Source organism: Candidatus Methylomirabilis limnetica (genome assembly GCF_003044035.1).
Taxonomy (GTDB): Bacteria; Methylomirabilota; Methylomirabilia; order Methylomirabilales; family Methylomirabilaceae; genus Methylomirabilis; species Methylomirabilis limnetica.
Genome location: NZ_NVQC01000017.1, coordinates 1 through 19,502 on the forward strand (window position 1 = coordinate 1; position 19,502 = coordinate 19,502).

General features: G+C 56.9%; 21 protein-coding genes. 11 read left to right on the plus strand and 10 right to left on the minus strand.

All coding sequences use genetic code 11. The features are described from left to right. Positions 1–581, minus strand: a 581-nt coding sequence (locus CLG94_RS13980; protein WP_121592138.1) for a Druantia anti-phage system protein DruA, incomplete at its 3' end; no start/stop codon positions are given. A gap of 439 nt (positions 582–1,020) precedes the next feature. Between CLG94_RS13980 and CLG94_RS05310 the strand changes: the two genes are divergently transcribed. Together CLG94_RS05310 and brnA are read left to right on the plus strand one after the other, a co-directional pair. Further along, positions 1,021–1,275 (plus strand): BrnT family toxin, encoded by a 255-nt coding sequence (locus CLG94_RS05310; RefSeq protein ID WP_107561826.1) that lies wholly within the window; start codon positions 1,021–1,023, stop codon positions 1,273–1,275. Further along, positions 1,262–1,510 carry a type II toxin-antitoxin system BrnA family antitoxin gene (gene brnA / locus CLG94_RS05315; protein ID WP_107561827.1) on the plus strand — a complete coding sequence of 83 codons (249 nt, stop codon included), beginning with the start codon at positions 1,262–1,264 and terminating at the stop codon, positions 1,508–1,510. The genes CLG94_RS05310 and brnA overlap by 14 nt, the downstream gene beginning before the upstream one ends. Positions 1,511–1,663: 153 nt before the next feature. On the opposite strand, the gene CLG94_RS05320 is transcribed toward brnA, so the two are convergent. From CLG94_RS05320 to CLG94_RS05335, 4 genes are all read right to left on the minus strand, one after another. Then, the gene (locus CLG94_RS05320; protein ID WP_107561828.1) at positions 1,664–3,289 is read right to left on the minus strand and encodes a thiamine pyrophosphate-binding protein; all 1,626 of its coding nucleotides are present in this window, start codon (positions 3,287–3,289) and stop codon (positions 1,664–1,666) included. A 176-nt stretch (positions 3,290–3,465) separates the two neighbouring features. After that, entirely contained in the window at positions 3,466–4,653 is a 1,188-nt protein-coding gene (locus CLG94_RS05325) for an aspartate aminotransferase family protein (protein WP_107561829.1), read from the minus strand. After that, a complete protein-coding gene (locus CLG94_RS05330; RefSeq protein WP_107561830.1) occupies positions 4,650–5,456 on the minus strand; it encodes a dimethylarginine dimethylaminohydrolase family protein in 807 nt (268 codons plus the stop codon). The genes CLG94_RS05325 and CLG94_RS05330 overlap by 4 nt, the downstream gene beginning before the upstream one ends. Positions 5,457–5,458: 2 nt before the next feature. After that, positions 5,459–6,949, minus strand: a complete 1,491-nt coding sequence (locus CLG94_RS05335) for an aldehyde dehydrogenase family protein (protein WP_107561831.1) — start codon at positions 6,947–6,949, stop codon at positions 5,459–5,461. A 344-nt stretch (positions 6,950–7,293) separates the two neighbouring features. Between CLG94_RS05335 and CLG94_RS05340 the strand changes: the two genes are divergently transcribed. The 9 genes from CLG94_RS05340 to CLG94_RS05375 all read left to right on the plus strand — a co-directional run bounded on the left by CLG94_RS05340 (position 7,294) and on the right by CLG94_RS05375 (position 15,028). Continuing rightward, the gene (locus tag CLG94_RS05340; RefSeq protein ID WP_107561832.1) at positions 7,294–8,103 is read left to right on the plus strand and encodes a hypothetical protein; all 810 of its coding nucleotides are present in this window, start codon (positions 7,294–7,296) and stop codon (positions 8,101–8,103) included. 17 nt (positions 8,104–8,120) lie between these two features. Beyond that, the gene (locus tag CLG94_RS05345) at positions 8,121–8,801 is read left to right on the plus strand and encodes a hypothetical protein (protein WP_107561833.1); all 681 of its coding nucleotides are present in this window, start codon (positions 8,121–8,123) and stop codon (positions 8,799–8,801) included. 6 nt (positions 8,802–8,807) lie between these two features. After that, the gene (locus tag CLG94_RS05350) at positions 8,808–9,578 is read left to right on the plus strand and encodes a fumarylacetoacetate hydrolase family protein (RefSeq protein WP_107561834.1); all 771 of its coding nucleotides are present in this window, start codon (positions 8,808–8,810) and stop codon (positions 9,576–9,578) included. Continuing rightward, positions 9,571–10,254, plus strand: coding sequence for a hypothetical protein (locus CLG94_RS13265; protein ID WP_161954038.1), 684 nt, complete (start codon positions 9,571–9,573; stop codon positions 10,252–10,254). Before CLG94_RS05350 ends, CLG94_RS13265 begins: the two co-directional genes overlap by 8 nt. Positions 10,255–10,315: 61 nt before the next feature. Beyond that, positions 10,316–11,719: a tryptophanase gene (locus tag CLG94_RS05355; protein WP_161954039.1), complete on the plus strand. Its 1,404-nt coding sequence runs from the start codon at positions 10,316–10,318 to the stop codon at positions 11,717–11,719. A 24-nt stretch (positions 11,720–11,743) separates the two neighbouring features. After that, complete coding sequence (locus CLG94_RS05360; RefSeq protein WP_107561836.1) at positions 11,744–13,000, plus strand: homogentisate 1,2-dioxygenase domain-containing protein; 1,257 nt, start codon at positions 11,744–11,746, stop codon at positions 12,998–13,000. 160 nt (positions 13,001–13,160) lie between these two features. Beyond that, positions 13,161–13,727 carry a YbhB/YbcL family Raf kinase inhibitor-like protein gene (locus CLG94_RS05365; RefSeq protein ID WP_107561837.1) on the plus strand — a complete coding sequence of 189 codons (567 nt, stop codon included), beginning with the start codon at positions 13,161–13,163 and terminating at the stop codon, positions 13,725–13,727. Between the two features lie 2 nt (positions 13,728–13,729). Beyond that, a complete protein-coding gene (gene sixA / locus CLG94_RS05370; RefSeq protein ID WP_107561838.1) occupies positions 13,730–14,212 on the plus strand; it encodes a phosphohistidine phosphatase SixA in 483 nt (160 codons plus the stop codon). Between the two features lie 285 nt (positions 14,213–14,497). After that, on the plus strand, positions 14,498–15,028 hold the full coding sequence (locus tag CLG94_RS05375) for a hypothetical protein (RefSeq protein ID WP_107561839.1): 531 nt from the start codon (positions 14,498–14,500) through the stop codon (positions 15,026–15,028). Between the two features lie 162 nt (positions 15,029–15,190). Here the strand turns inward: CLG94_RS05375 and CLG94_RS05380 are convergent, their stop codons facing one another. The 5 genes from CLG94_RS05380 to CLG94_RS05400 all read right to left on the minus strand — a co-directional run bounded on the left by CLG94_RS05380 (position 15,191) and on the right by CLG94_RS05400 (position 19,483). Continuing rightward, positions 15,191–15,400 carry a cold-shock protein gene (locus tag CLG94_RS05380; protein WP_107561840.1) on the minus strand — a complete coding sequence of 70 codons (210 nt, stop codon included), beginning with the start codon at positions 15,398–15,400 and terminating at the stop codon, positions 15,191–15,193. A gap of 309 nt (positions 15,401–15,709) precedes the next feature. Continuing rightward, on the minus strand, positions 15,710–16,111 hold the full coding sequence (locus tag CLG94_RS05385) for a hypothetical protein (protein WP_107561841.1): 402 nt from the start codon (positions 16,109–16,111) through the stop codon (positions 15,710–15,712). Between the two features lie 20 nt (positions 16,112–16,131). Continuing rightward, positions 16,132–16,611 carry a c-type cytochrome gene (locus CLG94_RS05390; RefSeq protein WP_107561842.1) on the minus strand — a complete coding sequence of 160 codons (480 nt, stop codon included), beginning with the start codon at positions 16,609–16,611 and terminating at the stop codon, positions 16,132–16,134. 52 nt (positions 16,612–16,663) lie between these two features. After that, positions 16,664–17,554 (minus strand): substrate-binding domain-containing protein, encoded by an 891-nt coding sequence (locus CLG94_RS05395; RefSeq protein WP_107561843.1) that lies wholly within the window; start codon positions 17,552–17,554, stop codon positions 16,664–16,666. 96 nt (positions 17,555–17,650) lie between these two features. Then, entirely contained in the window at positions 17,651–19,483 is a 1,833-nt protein-coding gene (locus CLG94_RS05400; RefSeq protein ID WP_107561844.1) for a PQQ-dependent dehydrogenase, methanol/ethanol family, read from the minus strand. Between the last annotated feature and the right edge of the window lie 19 nt (positions 19,484–19,502).

Sequence of the window (19,502 nt, forward strand, 5' to 3'; positions counted from 1 at the left end):
GCTTGCAGGTGACGGCGACGTTCTGCTTGAAGACGCCAGAGGCGGGATCGGCAGCTCGTCGGATCTCGTGAGCGCCATGGCAATCGGTGCAGGTTGCGGCAGTGAGATTGCCTTTCTGTAGGATGGCCAAACAGGAGACAGGACAGGGGGCGGTGCGAAGCATCGCGAATCAGGTATTTGATGTTTTCCCCTACAGCGCCACGGTAACCCAGGTAATGATATTGTGACAAGAGGCAGTTGAACAGCGCATAATCCTCCGATTTGAGGCTTACAACCGTGATCCGAAGGGGAATCAATGCCTTGAGACTGTCGCTGATCCCTTCCTTTCGATATGGAACAGATGGATAAGAAGGACGGGACGTAAAAGTAAGTTTCCCCTGGCGGGGAGGCAACACAATAGAGCCAGCTCGCTCCAGTTTCAGCAGGAGGCTGCGGCAGGCCATGTCTTTGTATTGCCCTGTGGGACTTTGCCAGTTCCACAACCTGCAAATCTCCAAAGAGAGGCGGGTGCGGTGCCAGTCGGGGGTGGCAGTAAGCAGCTGTCGGATTTGCTGGACATTTACGGTCATGGATTGTTCCATGCCGTGGAATATCACATAAAAAAACGCGTGAGTCCAGCAAAAATGAAGGGGTTCATGAAACTTTTTTAAGGGGTATTCCGTCAGGAAGAAATCACACCTGTTTTATTACTCCATGCTCAGTAGCGGCAAATTATGTGCCGAACAGTATTGGGATTAAGGGGGATTTTTGTAAAAAATAACACATTTTATTTAATGATTTCCCCCCTTTCACTGAATGGTTACCTTGGGACCATGATATTGATTGACAAAAGGTATAGAAAAGGTATAGTTTTTATACATGGAATTTGAATCTACTGGGGGTTCATTCCCTGCGGCTTGCCGCGAGTTCGTCATACCGGCGGAAGCCGGTATCCAGAGGGCCAGACTGGATTCCGTGTCAAGCACGGAATGACGGGCCAGAACAGAAGACGATACCCCGCAGATTGCTGCAGGGTAGTTCATTTTCGACATCAAGAAGAGCGAAGGCAATAAGATAAAACATGGAATCGATTTTTACGAAGCCCAGGCGCTATGGGATGACCCTGATTTGATTGAAATTCCCTTAATAACAAGCGATGAGCCAAGACTCCTCGTGATTGGCAAGTGGTTGGGGAGGCATTGGTCAGGGATTATTACATATAGGGGCGATAGGATAAGAATGATTTCAGTGCGACGTGCCAGGAAAGAGGAGGTTGATATATATGAAGGCGAGTGAATTAGACAAGAGATTCGACGAAGGTGAGGATATCTCCAAACACCTCGATCGGTCCAAGGCCAGAAGGCCTGAGCGGGAGCAGAAAAGGGTAAATGTAGATTTCCCTTTATGGATGATCAACCTGTTGGATAAAGAATCAAAACGGTTAGGTGTGCCCAGGCAATCCATTATCAAAGTTTGGGTGGCAGAACGTCTTGAAAAAGTAATGGTAACTACTCAGGCAGATAGACTGTAGGCTTTTAGACTGTAGGAACACGCCATGCGAGACCATACCAAGCTCAGAGTGTTTGAACTGCCCGGCGAAGTGCGCCTTGATTCGGTCTGTGCGCAACGGCTAACAGCCTACAGCCTAAACACCTAAGCAGTTCCCGCCCCTGTAACTTTTCCCTCAGGACAGGTCAGGTGCGGGGCGTAAGGCGACCGGGACCTCGATGACTGTCAGCCGGTTTCGCGCTAATGCCTTCTCAACGACCTCACTGATCTGATCGAGCGAATCGACCCGCTCTGCTTCGGCTCCAAACGACCTTGCCAAGGCGATGAAGTCCGGGTTCGCGAGCGCTTCGTCGCCAAACAGGTGTCCGTCCTTCCGTTGACCATAGTCCACCATACCAAAGGCATTGTCGTTAAAGAGTAAGACGACAATGGCGGCTCGGTGTTTGACTGCGGTCGCCAGCTCCTGACAGGAGAAGAGAAATCCGCCGTCACCACACAGCGCCAGGACCTGACGGTCAGGCTTGGCGAGCTTGGCACCGATGGCTGCCGGCAGCCCGAACCCGATCGTCCCGCTCCCCATCGCCCAGAGAAATGTTCCGGGTTCGTAGACCTCGAAGTATCTACGCGCCCAGTACGTCGCCATGGTCGAATCGTTGGTTACGATGGCGTCGCGTTTTATCACGTGCCTGATATCTTCGAGCAGCTTCACTTCGGCAGGGTATGTCGCTCTCACGCTTTCCATGGTCTGCTTTTTTGCCCTGATGACCTCTAGCCCTTCAAAGCCCTGCGGGCGTGACGACTGCTTTTCAAGCCTTCCGAGAATGTACTCTAAGGTTATACGAGCGTCTCCCACCAGCTCAACGATATGGCTGCCTTGAATGCCTGGATGGGTTTTGGCAAACTGCAGCTCGTCTATATCAACCCTGACCCAGTGCGGCGGAAGCCTCAATGACCATTTGCCGGTCGATCGGTTGCTGAACCGCGTGCCGACCACGATGGCGAGATCGGCCTTCTCGATGAGCGCCCGAACGGGTCCCTCCGTCCCCAGATTTCCAAGGGAGAGATCATGAGCCTCAGAGAGCACCCCTTTCCCTTTGATGCTGGTGAGCACCGGGGCGTTGAGCAACTCGGTCAGTCGTTTAATCGCCTGGCCCGCCCCTGAGGCGATCGCGCCACCCCCGGCATAGATGACAGGCCGCACCGCCCTGGCAATCCGCTCGACCGCCTCTGCCAGCCTCTGCGCGTCGGGAAGGGTTGGCGTGTGCGTGACCGGCTGATACGAGAAGGGGGCGGCAAGCTCCGCATTCAGGACATCCACCGGAACCTCAAGGCCATAGGGTCGCGGCCGCCCATGTGCCATCCTGGAGAATATCGCCTGGAGGCTGTGAGGAATGTCTGAGGGTGTCGCCACGTCGTAGCACGCCTCTGTCACATTCGAAATCAGACCATGCTGGTTTTTGACCTCATGAAGGTCGCCCCAGCCTTTATGCAGATGCGCTTGCTCGATCTGACTGGCGATAAGCAACACCGGTGAGGAACTGCAATAGGCTTCCTGCAACCCGACCATGGTGGCGGCAGTGCCGGCTCCTGTGCCTGCTATCACAACTCCAACCTTGCCGGTGACCCGCGCATAGGCATCCGCCATGAACGCCGCAGATTGCTCATGACGCACCTCAATAAATCGAACGCCACGTCGCTTGGCGGCATCTGCGACAGCGGTGATATGTAGGCCACGTATGCCGAATACGAACTCAACACCTTGAGCTTTGAGGCATTCGGCTATCGTCTCTGCGCCAGTCATCCCGTATCTCCGTCACCCCCTCCCTCACCCTCCCCCCTCGGAGGGGGAGGGGACCAGTGGGGGGGGACTTTCGGGGCAATGATATCTCATTTCATGCGTTTGTATTAGGCGATCATTCGAGAATGGTAGGGCCCGCCCTGTTGGGTCAGTGAGCGGCATCTGGAAGAGGTCGCCGCCTATTTGATCTGCGCGATGGCGGCATCCAGGATCACAATGGCCTGATCCACATCCTGCGGGCTGATAATCAGAGGGGGCATGAACCGGATTGTCTGAGGTGGGATTGGGCTCAGCAGCAGGCCCCGTTCGCAGCAGGCCTTGGCCATCGCCAGGGCTACCGGCTTGGTAAACTCTATCGCCAGAAGAAGGCCCCGGCCCCGGACTTCCTTCACAATATCCCACTCCTCTTGCAAACCCAGGAGTCGCTCCCGGAAGTAGCTTCCCACCCGCACCGCGCTCCCTGAAAGATCTTCCTTCACAATAAATCGAAAGACGGCTGTGGCCACCGCACAACAGAGTGGATTCCCCCCGAAGGTAGAGCCGTGATCTCCCGGGCCAAAACAGGCGGCCCGATCGTTCGCCAGGAGCGCGGCAATGGGAATCCCGCCACCCAGCCCCTTGCCCACCGTCATAATGTCCGGCTTGATGCCGGAGACCTCGTGAGCCCACAGGGTCCCTGTTCGGCCGCAGCCCGTCTGGACCTCGTCCAAAATCAGCAGGAGGCCCCGTTCGTCGCAGAGATCTCGGACCTCCTTCAGATAGTTCTCAGTCGGAACGTTGACCCCACCCTCACCCTGGATCGGCTCCAGTAAGATGGCGCAGGTTCGCTCTCCTACAGCCGCTCGCAGGGCCGCGACATCGTTGAACGGGACATGGCTGAACCCTTCAGGGAGCGGGGTAAAGGGCGCCTGGTACTCCGGCTTGCCCGTCGCGGCCACCATCGCCAACGTTCGGCCATGGAAGCTCTTCAGCGCCGAAATGACCTCGTAGGCTCCATTCAGGTGCAGCTTGCCATACTTCCGGGCTAGCTTGACCGCTCCCTCGTTGGCCTCAGCTCCACTGTTGCAAAAGAAGACTTTTGCCAGACCGCTCGCCGAGGTCAGTAGCTCTGCCAACTCAATCTGTGGGGTTGTATAGACATCCAGGCTCGCCAGGATTAGGCGCTCCGACTGCTCTCGAAGAGCCTCTACGATCACAGGATGGCAGTGGCCCAGGCTGCAGGCGGCCCATCCGGCAATGAAGTCGAGATACTCCTTCCCGACCTCATCCCACACCCTCGCCCCTTCGCCACGGACGAGCGTCACCCCAAGACGCCGGTGGCCCGTGTCCATGAAATACCGTTTATCCAACTCTACCCAATGGTTCATGATCCGTCCCGATCCAGGCTCAGGGCCAGGCACTTGGGCCCGCCTCCGGCCTTGAGAAACTCCGTGGTCTCGACCTCGTGAACGTGATACCCGGCCTCGGTGAGCGTCCGAGACAGGTGGGGACAGCCGGCGTTGACGACCACTGACCGCCCGATGACCAGTGCATTGCAGGCCAACCGTTTAGCCTCCGCCTCCGTCACCGGGAGAAGCTCAGGAATAGCCTCTTTCAGGAGCCGCTGCGAGGCGGGACTGAACGCCTCCGGATAGTACGCTGCCCGGCCCGGTTGGAGCGGACACAAGCAGGTGTCCAGGTGATAGAACCATGGATCGGCGAGCTCCAGGGAATGGACGCGTAGCCCCAGGAGCTCCGCCAGAAGCTGATGGGCATGCAGCTCCGAACGAAAGCGGTGCCCGGCAAACAGGTCATTCCCGCAGAAGAGCGCATCCCCCTCCCCTTCAAAGAAGGCGGGTTCGGGAAGACAGGCCACCCGATAGTTCCGCTCTGCAAACCACTGTGTGCAATGAGGAACTTCCGCCTCGCGCTCACGGTACCGGAACCGGCTACTCACAAAGAGGCCATTCACCAGGAGCCCGGCGTTGGCGGTAAAACAGAGGTCAGGCAACCCCGGAACCGGTGGCAGGAGCTCCACCTGAACCTGTAGCCCTTCGGTGAGGAGTCGATAGAGCGCCTCCCACTGCCTCACGGCGACTCCCCGGTCCGCCTGGTGCCCTCGATCCATCCAGGGATTGATCTCGTAGTAGATCCCGTAATGGTCGGGACGACACATCAGTAGCCGGGTCATGGCTACACGTCGGTACTAAGGCCTTGAGCCATTCTGATCTCGCGACCGTGATTGACGGTCCACGCCACTTTGTGCGTCAGGAGATCCAACAAAGGCCAGGAAGCCGGAACACCCGTCCCGCTCTTCTTTATCCCGCCGAATGGCAGATGTACCTCGGCGCCGATGGTAGGCAGATTCCAGTACCCGACGCCAAACTCACACTCCTCCCGAAGACGACGGGCGATCCGGTAATCTTCGGTGATTACGGAACAGGCCAGGCCATACTCCACATCGTTGTGGATGGCCACGGCCTCTTCCAGCGTTCGGAAGGGGATCAGAGCAACATGCGGCCCAAAGACCTCTTCGTGGAGCACCCTGGCATCTCTCCGATGAGCCATGCGATAGATGAAGGGGCTGAAGAAGTAGCCGTGCCGATAGGCCCCTTCCTCCAGGCGTCCGCCATCCAAGAGTACCTCGGCCCCCTCCTGCTTCGCCAGCAGGTTATAGAAACTGACCTTCTTCATCGCCGCCTCGTTGATGAGCGGGCCCATAAAGACCTGAGGATCGAGCGGATCGCCGATGACGATCCGCCGCGCCATGGCGACAAAGGCCTTCGCGAACTCCTCCATCCGGCTCTCATGGATAATGAGGCGAGAAGCCGAGGTGCAGCGCTGCCCTGTCGTCTTGAAGGCGCTGAGTATCGCGGCCCGGACGGCCAGATCAAGATCGGCATCCTGGCAGACGATCATCGCATTCTTCCCGCCCATCTCACAGGCGTACATCTTGCGATAGTCCTTGGCGCACGCCTCCTTGATCCGTGATCCCACCTCATACGAGCCGGTGAAGAGTACTACCTCGACGTCAGGGTGGGTCACCAATGGCCACCCTGCATCCCCTCCCATGCCCTGGACGAGATTCAGAACGCCTGGAGGAAGCTCGGCCTGCTCAAAGCACTCAACGATCTTCTCCCCCACCAACGGGGTGTTCCCGGACGGCTTGAAGACCACCGTGTTCCCTTCGAGCAGGGCCGGGGTGATCAGCCAGATGGGAATCGCAAAGGGGAAATTCCAGGGGCTGATAACCGTGACCACCCCTTTCGGCTTGCGGAACATGTACGCATCCTTCTCGGCGAGCTCCGAGGGGAGGGCCTGACCGGAAGGAAGCCGCGCGTGGCCGAACATATACTGCGCCATGTGGATCCCCTCGACGACATCGGCCTTGGCCTCGTTGTACGCCTTGCCGGCCTCGGTTGCCACGAGGCGGGTGATCTCTTCAGTCTGGGCCTTAATCGCTTCAACGAATCGATCGAGATACTCCCCCCTTCTCACCCGTGACAGCGCGCGCCAGCCATGAAAAGCCGCCTTCGCGGCCGCGACCGCCTGCTCAGCATCCTCCCGATTCGACAAGGCTGCAACGCCAAGCACCTGATCGAATTTGGCGGGATTACGACTTTCAAACCTGGCTCCCCCGACCGCCTCCACCCATCTCCCACCAATATAATTCTTACCCTCCATCGATCTCCCTCCTGAAAACGATAAGAGCAGGTCACCTCTCGGCTTCCTGCTCTTGGTATTGTATTAGGTTTCTCACCCCCGCAACTACTGACTAAGCCTTTACGCCGCCCACCACCCGATCCCGCCCCCGTCACAGTCAAGATCCGATGGGCACTGATAATCTAGCGCGAACGACAAGCGAGGGCAAGCTGTTTCGCTAAAAGTCAGCCCGATAGTTCCTTGACATATTGGAAGGGGCAGATTAGATTACAACTAGCTGCAACATAACGGTTTATAATACCTTTCCTGATCCTTGGTAGGCTTCTCGATACCGTCGTTGATCTTCTCATGTCGGAGAGGGCGCCATGCAGAGCAATGCCAGACAAAAGCGATTTGACGCCTTTTGGAAGAAGGTCGAACGGAAGGTTCATCGGCATCAAGCGATCAGGAACAACAGGTTCTGCGCCTGGTTCAATCGTGGGGAAGCCAACACCGCTCAAGTCATCCATTTCCTTGAACAGTTCGGGGTCTTTTCCAAGCATTTTGTCCCGATACAAGCCAAGCGAGTCGCCCGCGCGACAAACATTGAAAGCGAAAGGCTGGCACGCCATATCCTGGTCAACGAAAGCGGTGTGAGACTCGGCCCGGATAAGACCCCGGAGAATCAGACGTTCAGAACGGAGTGGGCCCATATCGAGTGGTTGCGCCAGACGTGCGCGCCACTCCCACTGGATCCGGAACGGTTAGGCAACTGGAGAACCGCTACCCCACCGACACGGCGCTTTCTGATTGAGCTTGAGAAGGCGTATGGAAGCCTCGATTGGCTGGTCGCCGGCGGCGCCAGTTACGGAATCGAGACGTGGGCGGCGTGGGGAATCGGGAAAGGTGAGGAGGCGGAATCCAAGAATTTCTGGAAGCAGCTCATCATTGGACTGAAGGGCTATAATGAAACACAGCGTCTGCTCCATGGCCTGGAGCCGATCCCTCTCGGCTTTTTCGAGCATCACTTCGAGCTTGAAACAGGGCATGGGGAGAATGTGTATGGCGAGCTCCTGAAAAGCTTTTCTCGCCCAAGGTTCGATGAAGATAAGTTTATAGAGGGCGGGCGAAGAGCGCTTGATGCCCTTTATATTTTCTGGGAGGGCCTTAACTCAGCCAGAAAGGCTCTTGCGTGACGGGCGCGAGGGGTTCGATGAGGTTCGCTCCCGGCGTGACGCTCGTATCGCCGACCCTCGATGCAGGGCTAGCGCGCAGGATCATTGAGGAGACGGATCCATTCTCGACCCGACAGCATCTGGCGTACCCATCGGATCACGATGGGGCACAGGTGCATCTCGACGCCTACTTCTCCACCGAAGCGCTTGTTCAAATCCCGGAATTCGCTTCATGGCTCGTCGAAGACGTTGTGTTATGGATGACGGCGAAGGACCTCCGGCCTCAACTCATATTTGCTCCTGGCACTGACGCCGTCCGGGTCTTCGTCGAGAGACTTTCAAAAGCCGTCGGTGCCAAGCCGGTCTATCTCGAGACCAAGCCCAGCGGGCGATTCGGTAACACTATCGAGGGGAGTGTTCCCACCGATGCCTCGGTGTTGACGTTTAATCTGACCAGTTTGACCGGTGGCCGGTGCATCGGGTTTCGATTGCCTGAAGCGGCCACCCATGCCGGCGGTAACGTCATCGGCACGGCCGCGATTGCCCTCGGGACCTCACCGATTAACGAGGAGCTTCGAAGCAGATTTTCTGACAACCTCTACATCGCGTTCCACGTCGCGGTCACGAATCATAACCCGGATGCCTGCCCCGCGAATGCGCCCAGACTGCGTCCCTGGCAAGAGGCGAATGCGGAAATCATTGCTCGCCTCAGAAAGTGAAGCGCCATGACCACTGCCTCGATCAAAGACCAACTCACCTATCCGGTCAGATTCCTGGACGGCGTCTCCGATGCCAGACACATCATCGGCATGGGAAGGAGTCTAGGGAGGAGCGACGAGGAGATTCACAAAGGTCTCGAACTTCGCAAGGTCAGGTGGGCGTACTATGCGCTCGCCCTTGGCCGGCACGAGATCCATGACTCTGGCGAGACGCTGTTCATCCCGCGAACGGTCCAAAGACCGGACTACGAGTTCGAAATCGCTCTCCTTCTCGACCGGGCGACGAAGGCAGGGTGGACTGAAGAAGAGGCAGAGGATTTTCTGCAGGAGTATGGTCGCGTGACCATCCTCAACGATCTCTCCTGCCGGTGTCTTCAGGCAGAGGACAATCTACTTGGGCTTGGCCCTGCGCGGAGCAAGTCCATCCTTGGGAAGGTGCTCGGGCCGCGTTTTCTGCCGTATGCGGAGTTCGCGAAGCGAAACTCTCACATTGTCCTGCGGGTGAATGGCGAGGTTCGTCTGGAAGCCCAGGCATGCACCGACTCGACATTATGGACCTTTCCAAAAATCAGCTCCTACCTCTCTCAACAGCCCTTGATTCTCGAAGCCGGAACGCTCATCGGGTCCGGGACCTTTGGCGGCGGCTCGATCGCCGAAACGTCCGGGAAGTATCCCTGGCTTGCAGATGGAAATACGGTAGACGTCGTGGAGATGGAGGTCGAGGGGATTGGGGTCCTGAAAAACCGCTTCACGAGAAAGAGCGAAGAGGATGGATAGGACGCAGGTGGGACCAGGCGGCTTGAGCGAGGCGGAACGGGATCTGCTCCTGGCAGAACTGTGGGGCACATTTACGTTGAAGCTCGATCATGCGGCACTCGCGACCCAGAGCCTCCGGGAAACCGCCTATCTGTTCATGCGCGCACTCCAGGGGGGTCGGGTGACCTACAAGAGTCACGATGTCAATGATCCAGAGGCCCCTTCCAGCATGAAGACCGTCGGAATCCAGCTCGGCAGGATGCCGGGGGCCGGCTATATCGCGCCGGTGGAGGGAATCGACCGGAAGGGAGAGTCGCAGGTCTCACACATTATCAAGTGCTGCGGGGAAGGGATCCAGCACGTCGCGCTCCGCATCGAAGGAGGATCGATCGAAACGTACCGTCGGATCACGGAGCGGCTGGGGGTCCGCTACATCACCCCCATCCTGTATGACGATCGCAGCCGGCTCTTGCAGATGTTCACCGGTTCGCTCTTCCGCTCGCCGAATCCAGCGGCAGGCCCCTTCATCGAGCTCAACCAACGCCTCGACCTGTTTGATCACGATCCCACTCATTTCCACCATGCCACGGTCCAGGCGCTGTATCGGTACATGGAGGAGCTCCAGGAGGCCGGCGCACCGATCTGGATCCTCGACTTCGACGCCATCCCGCCGGACTGGGACCCGTTCGCAGAATGAGACGAGACCGACGCCAGTTCGTTCTACGTCGGAAAGAGAGACAGGCGAGGACCGACACGCCATGACGCATCGTGAGCTTCGTCGAGAGTTAATCGCCCGATGCGGCTACAATCTTTTTGAACTCAAGCCGTCGGAAATTTGCGTGGATCTCTTGACCGATTCTGGAACTACGCCGCTCTCTGAAGCGCAGCGGAAAGCCGTCTCACGAGTGCTCAGGAAGCGCAGAACGAATGAACGGGCGTATGCCGGCAACGAGAGCGCTGAGCGACTGCGAGCGGCACTTCGAGAGGTCTTCCCCGATTTTCCGTATGTGATTCTCGTCCATCAGGGGCGAGGAGCCGAGCGGGTGTTCTGCGATGGATTTATTCGATCAGGTCTCTGGACGTTACCCCAAGATCTTTGGAGGCAAGAGACACCGCATCAGAAGCGACGAAGGCCCATAGTTATCGGCAACGCTCCCTTTGATACGACTCGGGGCAACATCGAGGCGGCAGAGGCGGAGATCATTGACGCAACGACCCGCCTCTGGCATGATCCCAATACACCCTTGCCTTTCAAGGGCAATGTCGATGTTGAGCTACTCGATCGCTCGTTGATTCGTGATGGCGATCGCATGGCGTGCACGTTGATCACCGCAACGTGCAATACGGCGGCCGGGCAGCCAGTAAGTACGAGCAATTTCGGCGAGGTGGGGTTGCGGACCTCTTCGGCTGGAACGCTTCTCGTGGCCGACATCGCCAGGATCTTCCTGAACGCTTTTCTCAATAAGAAGAACCTCCCTTACGATGTCGGTATCACCATACAAGGAATCGTAAAGCAATCGTTGACGCCTGTCGACCTCTGTCTCATGTCCGCCAAGAAAGACGCGCTGAGTCCAGGCGGTGGGTGCATCCTTATGAAGGATCGCGCGCTCTACGAGGCCCTCCTACCCTACGCGATACTTTCTGAAGGGGGAAAGGATTACGGGGGCATGACCACCGAGACCATGGAAGCGTTTGGCGTAGGGCTGAAGGAAGGCCTCAACGAATCGTTTCTGGAAGAGTACACCGGGCAAGTTGCCTATCTCGGTGAGGGCTTGAAATCTGCCGGCTGGCCGATGTATGAGCCTTTCGGGGGACATGCGGTATACCTCGATGCAGGAGCTGCGTTGGACCACCTCGCACCGGACGACTTACCTGGTCAGGCTTGCGCGGTTGAACTCTACATCGAGTGTGGCGTCCGGGCCTGCGAGCTGGGCACCGCGATGGCCGGTCGCGATCCCAAGACGGGAAAGAACCGCCATCCCAGGTTTGAGTTTGTGCGGCTTGCGCTTCCACGCCTGCGCTATACACGAGACGACCTTGACCGCGTCATCAAGGGCGCAGAGCGATTGTGGAAACGACGGCGCGACATCCATGGAATGATGTTTGTCGAACCTGAACCGCCAGGCCTCAGACACTTTACCGCAACATATAAATGGAAGTGAGTAAACTCAGGATGGGGCGAAAACATGGCTGAGAATGTGCCAAAGATGGTGAATCTGACACGGACCGAGCGACGGGTCCGGTCTGATTACCAGACAGCTCTTACGGACTGGCACTCTACTGGCCGTCCTCCGAGGGGCCTTTCGAGCTACAAGCTCGAGTTCGGCACGGAACTCCTGATGGAGCACCCTCCAACCGCCATCGTCGAAAGCGCGACGATTCCCGCCGACCACCCCTTGTTCAAAGCACACGTCGAACGGCCAATAGGGGAAAGTCGCCCTCTCCAGAGGCAAGCCTTTCACGTAGCAGAGATGGCCACGTCCGGCTCCTTCGTCCCCATCCTCTCAAGTAACGATGTCACCATTTGGGTCTGCAATGGTGATTTCGGGGAAGCCGGGAAGTGGCAACCGCCCTCTCGTCATGCGGACTGCGATGAACTCTATTTTGTCCATCGAGCCCACCATCCCCTGAGCCTCATTACCGATTTCGGACTGCTCAAGGAAGTTCGGGAGGGCGATTTCGTTTTTCTGCCCCGAGGTACCACCTATTCGTTTCTCTTTACCGGAAGGGTTTCTATCCTCCTCTACGAAATCCCGAAACGGCTGTTTCGCCCCTACGACTACTGGATGGGGGATCAGCAGCCCTGGCCCTTTTCGCCGGCTGCTCCGATTCCGCCAGAACCGAAGCCTCTTGCTGGGCTCCATCCGCCGCTCAGCGGCGACGAGGCCACACAGGTTGTCGTCAAAAGACGGCTGGGCGGTTTCACGTTGCTCAAATATGCAGCGTCGGTCTTCGATGTCGTGGCGTGGGAGGGAGAGGTGTGGCCATTCATCTTGCGCCTCAACGATATAGTTGCGCTGTCCTCACCACACGTTCATCTCGATCCGAAGAAGCTCACCGTCTTCGTAAGCGAGGATGAAGGAATGGCATTGCAGGTTTTCCTGCCCCGGTGGATCCACAGCCTGCCGTATCACCATCTCAACTGGGTGGATGAGGTTCTCTTCAACCACAAGGGGTACAGCGCGCGGCCCGAGATCACCGACGGCTTCATGACCTTACATCCGGTCGGTCTGGCCCATGGCCCAGATTTGAAACTCCTGGCCAACATCGCCCGGAAAGAGATACCCAGCCCAAAGGACCTGCATTTCCTGGAAGAGATCGCCGTGATGGTGGAATCCAGGTCGCCGTTCGTTGTCCTGAAGGATGCGGAGAATGTGGAATTGAAGGGGTACGACCAATCCTGGTACCAGCAGTCGCTTGAGAGTAACTACTCAGGTGTTTAGGCTGAAGGCTGAAGGTTCTAAATTATCTCGCAAGGCACGAATCTAGCCATTCAAGACCTTTTCGGAGTTTTGTATGATCACGCATGACTTACCCCTAAAAGCCTTCAGCCTTCAGCCTTCAGCCTATCTACCTGAGTTAGTTACAATTGAGAAATGCTGAATGCGCTGTCGCGAGGCGCTGGAAGAGACAATGACTCCGTTTGGAGTGGGGACCAAGCTGGTTATCGCTGTTGGGCTTGCCGCGCTGCTGATCGGCGCAGGAGGGGTGACGATGGAACTGAAGAGTCAGGCTTTTGCCGCTGGTGAAATGATTCCAGCCAAGTACACGTGTGATGGGCAAGACATCTCCCCACCACTAAGCTGGTCAGACCCTCCGGCCGGGACAATAGAGTTTGCCCTCATCTCGGACGATCCTGATGCGCCGGTCGGCACGTGGGTCCACTGGGTCATGTGGAACATCCCCGCCGGCGCCGGCGCACTCGACGAGGATCTACCCAAGACCGCATCGCTGCTAAACGGTACCAAACAGGGAACCACCGATTTCCACCGGATCGGCTATGGCGGCCCATGTCCCCCTTCTGGGACTCATCGGTATTTCTTCAAGCTGTACGCGCTCGATACGGCGATGAATCTCCCCGCAAGCACGACCAAGAAGGATCTGGAGAAGGCGATGCAGGGTCATATCCTCGGCCAAACGGAGTTGATGGGAACATACCGCCGGAGGTGAGGATGGCTGTCGAAAAGGCGTTGCGGCACTATCTGGTACGCCATGGAGAGGCAAAGGCCGACATGGAGGATTCCGCCAGGCCGCTAAGCGATCGTGGGCGCGATGAGATTCAGCGAGTGGCCAGGCATGCCGCGATCCTGGGACTTGAGGTGGCACAGATACGCCACTCCGGTAAGGTGCGCGCGCGGCAGACCGCTGAAATCCTGGCCGAACACCTCGCGCCGCGGCTCGGTATTCGACAGATCGAGGGCCTCGCGCCCGGTGACGCGCCGGACAGGGCCCGAGCCGAGCTGGAGGCTGCCGGGGAACCGCTGATGCTCGTGGGCCACCTGCCGCACCTGAGCCGCCTCGTCTCGGCTCTGGTGCTGGGCGATAACGAGGAGGAGATCATCTGGCCGGATACAGGAACGATGGTCTGCCTCGCCAAGACCGAAAGAGGCTTTCGGCTACTGTGGGTTCTTACCCCTGAACTTGCTCAAGCGTAGGGCATCAGGATGGTAACTGCTCAGGTGTTTAGGCTGAAGGCTATAAAATATTATCTCGCAAGGCACGAATCAAGCTATTCAAGACCTTCTCGGTTTCTACGACCTTTGGTTCAAGCAGAGCTTAATCCTCGTTGGGCAAGAAGCCCAAATGCTTTGACAGATTTAGTTGATAGCGCAGTTACCTCTGATTACCCCTAAAAGCCTTCAGCCTTCAGCCTATCTACCTGAGTAGTTACTCAGGATGAACGTCGAAACGAAAGGATTGCGATTTACGATGGGAGGACGATGAGAGCGCTGCTCATTATGCTACTGGGTGGGTGGATCGTCGGCACCTTACTGATGTCGTTCGTGGCAACGCAGAATTTTCGTACAGTCGATCGGCTGCTGTCTGCGCCAACCGTTGAGTTCTCGCGCGCCATCGCCCCCCTCGCACACGATGAGGCTCGCGGCGTCCTGCGCTATCTCGTTTCAGAATTGAATCGGCTTTTCTTTAGCGCCTGGGGGCTCACCCAGCTTGCGCTCGGCGCGGCCGTCGTCGCTGCCGCCATCGGACTGAGACCCCTGGACCGCACAGTGATCACTATCGCCGCAACGGTCTCCGTCATCGTCGTCGTGTCGCTACTGCTCAGCCAATCCCTCCTGTCGCTCGGCCGAAGTCTGGACTTTGTCCCCCGGACCCTGGTGTCCATCGACTTGGCACGCTTCCGGAAACTGCACCTGATTTATACCGCTCTCGATCTGCTCAAACTGACTCTCTGCATCTGGCTACTGATTCGCTCCGCTCGCCAGGCGAGTCTGGCCCCCATGAAGCGCTGAGCCGAGGATGGTTGACGATAGGCCAGATAAATGGGCCGTTTTCTTCATCAGCGTAACGGGAGCTTCCAGGCTAAGGCGGGAGAAAAACAGCGCTCGGAAAGAAAACGACCTCCCGGAGAGATCTCCGGGAGGTCGTAACGGTTCAGAGGGAACGTAAGCTAACTAGGCTGCTCTAGAGACGTTGGCGGCCTGCTTACCCTTTGGCCCATCCACTACCTCGAACTCCACAGCCTGCCCTTCATTGAGCGACCGGAAGCCGGCTCCAGTAATCGCAGAATAGTGCACGAATACGTCGTCGCCGTCTTCCCGTGCAATAAAGCCGTAGCCCTTCGCATCGTTGAACCACTTTACAGTACCAGTAACTCGTTCCAAAACCTCACCCCCCCTCTATCTAAAATCTCGAGGCCATGCCCCGATAAACAAAAACCGCGAAAGCCCCATCCAGCAGCTTTGCGCGGTTCTCTCCCTTCCACAACAAAAGCGTGCTACACCAACGGCCGTATCATAAAGACAATGCATCGCGATGTCAAGAACTTTTTTACTTCCTTACAACATCGAATCCAGCAATCAGCGCTCACATGAAATCCCCCCCCACCCCCCTTTATCAAAGGGGGGAACCCGAGGGGGATTTCAGTCGTAGGCGATTTTCCAAGTAAAGCTGATCGCTACCGTAGATAGCATCTACGGATGGACAAAATTCCGGGATAGTTCAACCTCAGTGACTTTTCCTCTAATCTTACTACTGATATTGACGTTGAACTGATCCGTGAGGTCTCTACTGAACAGGATAAGGGTATTCAGGAGCTTTCCAGAGTCGATCTCAGAGATTTGCGCATTCCTGTCCACCTTCTCCTGATAGAATTTGACAACTTGCTTATACGGTGCGTTGACTGTGAAACTGATCTGAACCCATCGCGTCCCTTCCCCTTCTCCAGACCGATGAACGATGGTGGAAGGGATCGCCTTTGGATGAATCGGAAGGCCAACATCGTCCTGAGCAAAGACCTGTGAGACGAGAAGGGGCGCTACCAAGAACGCAAGCGCCAATAGTACACCCATCCGTCCAGCCACTCGCTCCAGCATCAGCGGACCCGTCCTCTGTTCTACCAGGAGATCCTCTCCGGATCTCCTTTATAGATAGACCGAATCCATGCAATGATCTTCCATACCTGCTCATCGCTGAGGATGGCCCCGAAGACCGCCGGCATGGTCTGTCCTGGATAGGTCCCCTTGGTAACCTTGAAGTAGGTCTCGTCGTCACCACCAAACTTCCAAGTATCACGTATGAATGCCGTAGCCCCAGCCATCGCGCCACCACCGCCTGAGCCATGGCAGCCTGGACAGCCGGACTGCAGATACAATTGACGCCCCTCTTTGATCGCGTCTGCGTTCCCGGTGAACGGGTTGAGCTTTTTTGGCTTCTGCGGATCAGCAGGTGCGGGGGCCTCTGATCCTTTCGGTTGTTGGCCGGATTCTTCTATCTTCGCCGGCTCTTTCTGGGTCTGAGCCGTGAGACTCTGAACACATCCCAACATCACAAAGGTCAGGATTAACATAGCAAGAAGCGACTTCTTCTGTCTCATGGTCACTGTTCCTCGTTCGTGTTTAGGTAAGGTTTGCCCCTTTCACCCGGTTTTAATAAGAGGGGAGGGGATCGTCCCGATCGAAGCTACGGTAAAAGATCTCTCCCGGTTTCTCTTCCACCTTTGGAAATTGCTCGTGCGCCAGGAGTGGTAGAAGGGGCACACCATACTCCTCCAGAATCTTTCTGATTTCGGCATGCCGTTTACTAATCGCCTGCTCAAGCTCAGCCTTGAGTGCCGTATTGCCTTCTTTCACCCCCATAGAAAACTCGAAGGTGAAAGGGATCCTCGGCTCCCCACCCTGAAGGAGGACTACCTCAAGAGGTGTCGATCCATTCAACCGTTTTGCAAAATAGCCAGCCATCGGCCCCCAATCCAATACGACATCGATCTCGCCGGCAACAAGGTCCCGGATGATCTTGTCCGAACGCTCATTCTGGTCGCCATAATTGACGAGACTGTAGCCGACGAGATTTGTCCTGATATCCCTATTGGCCAATGCCTCCATGGGGGGGGAATTAATATAGACTCCGATCTTGAGACGCTTCAGGATCGGGTCATCTAGCGAGCTGATATGAAACCCCCGATCCTTGCGATAGACAAAGGCATACGCCGAACGGTAATAGGGCTTGGTCCAGAGAACCCGATCCCAACCCTGAGGGATCGAGATCATGACATCACAGAGTCCCGGTTTCAACGCTCTCCGAACTAACCCCTGCTGATGCGGCCACCAGAAATAGGTGAGTTCTATCTTCATTTCCTTGGCGATGACTTCGGCGATCTTGTTTTCAAAACCTTCTGATTGCTTGTTGGAGAATGGCAGGTTATTTGGATCGCCGCAGACACGGAGTGGGTTGACATGCCCCCCCCAGGCTTGCCAGGCAAAGGGAAACAGAATCATCACTACAACGAATCCGCTGAGAATGGCTGATCTTCGGCTCATTATACTCCCTTTAGCTTAGCCAAGCCGCTACCTTGCACGGGAAAAAAACCGGCGCCGAGGGCATAACCCTTCGGCGCCGGCATCAGGCATGCTCGCTTAGAGGCCGAAGACGTAGAGCGTCCCGCCCTTGGTTGTGGCCATGGGCAGACCTGACAAGTAGGCGGCATTCACCCCGCCCAATGCGGCGGTTGGATCGTCCGACGGAAGGTCGAGCGACACGGTGGCGCCAAACCACCCGCCAACGCCGGAGTATACGGCGACATACTGCTTGCCGTCAGGCCCCTTGTAGGTGATCGGATTACCGATGATCCCGGACCCCACCTTGTGCTTCCACAAAAGCTTCCCATCTCGGGCATCGACCGCTTTGAACCAGCCGTCCATCGTACCATAGAAGACCACATTGGTAGAGGTCACCACGGGCCCACTCCATGGGGGCTGACTCTCTTTAATGGCCCACGCCCTTTTCCCTTTGACGACATCCCAGGCAATGAGATCTCCCCACCAGCCCTTGTCTTTACCTTCGTGGCCTTCGTACATCAGAACGGTGGCGCCCACGTACGGAGCCCCCGCCGTGTACTGAACCTTAACGCCTTCATAGCTCATACACATGTTGTTGACGGACGCGTAGAAGAGGTTCGTCACCGGGGAGTAGGCAGCAGGCAGGTAGTTCTTACCACCCATCGCGCAAGGGCAGATGTTCTTGGTGTCTTCACCCTGCTTAGTTAACTTGTCAGGGTTTACGATCGGCCGCCCCGTCTTCAGGTCGATCCCCTTCGCCCAGTTGACATAGACGAACGCATCGGCCCGGAGAAGTGTCCCGTCAGCGCGGTCAAGGGTGTATACAAAGCCGTTTCTGTCGAAATGAGTCAGAACCTTGCGCTTTTTGCCATCGATCGTCTGCTCGGTCAGGACGGATTCGTCGATCCCATCGTAGTCCCAGTTGTCCCACGGAGTCATCTGGTATGCCCACTTGGCCACCCCAGTGTCAGGATTGCGGGCCCATATGGTCATCGACCACTTGTTATCGCCGCCTTTCCGAGGGGCGGGGTTCCAGGTCCCGGGGTTACCGCTGCCGTAGTAGAACAGGTTCAGATCAGGATCGTATGCATAGTAGCCCCAAGTGGTGCCACCGCCCGTTTTCCACTCCTCGCCAGGCCAGCTCTTGGTCCCCTCGCCAAATCGTCCGTAATGCGGGTTGGCGGCGTTGAAGTCGGAGGCAAGCTTGAGATCCTCATCGGGCCCCACGCTGCGGGCCTTCCAGACCTGCTTGCCGGTGTTGATGTCGTAGGCCGCCACCCAGCCTCGGACTCCAAACTCACCACCGGCGACGCCGGCAATGTATTTATCCTTAATCACCAGGCCGGCGGCGGTATTCGTCTCACCCTTGGAAGGGTCGGCATTCCGAGTCTTCCAGAGCTCCTTACCGGTCTTGGCATCGAGGGCAATAACCATTCCATCGAGCGTTTGGTACAGGATCTTGCCGTTCCCATATTGGAGGCCCTTATGCACTAAGTCGCAGCAGGCGACCGGAACCGCCTTTGGATCGTGCTTGGCCACGTACTTCCACTTGATCGGCGCCCCTTCCTTGGTCAGATCGAGGGCAAAAATATTATGCGAGTTGCCCGTAGAATAGGAGCTATGGGCATACATCGTGTCGCCGACAACCAGCGGGCCTCCCTGTTGGCCGTTGAGTGTCCCCAGCGAGAACGACCACGCGACTTTAAGATTTTTCGCGTTCTCGGGCGTAATCTGGTTCAGGGTGCTGTAGCGGGTCCCTGCGTAGTCCTTGCTCTGCTGCGCCCATTGGCCATCGTCTTTCTGCAGCTTCAACACCTCGTCGTTGGCGTAGACCATAGGCGCCGCCACTACGAGACCCCCAGCCAGGATCAGTAGACCCCCGATCAGTGACGTACATCGTTTCACGCTCATTGAATACCTCCCTCTTTAT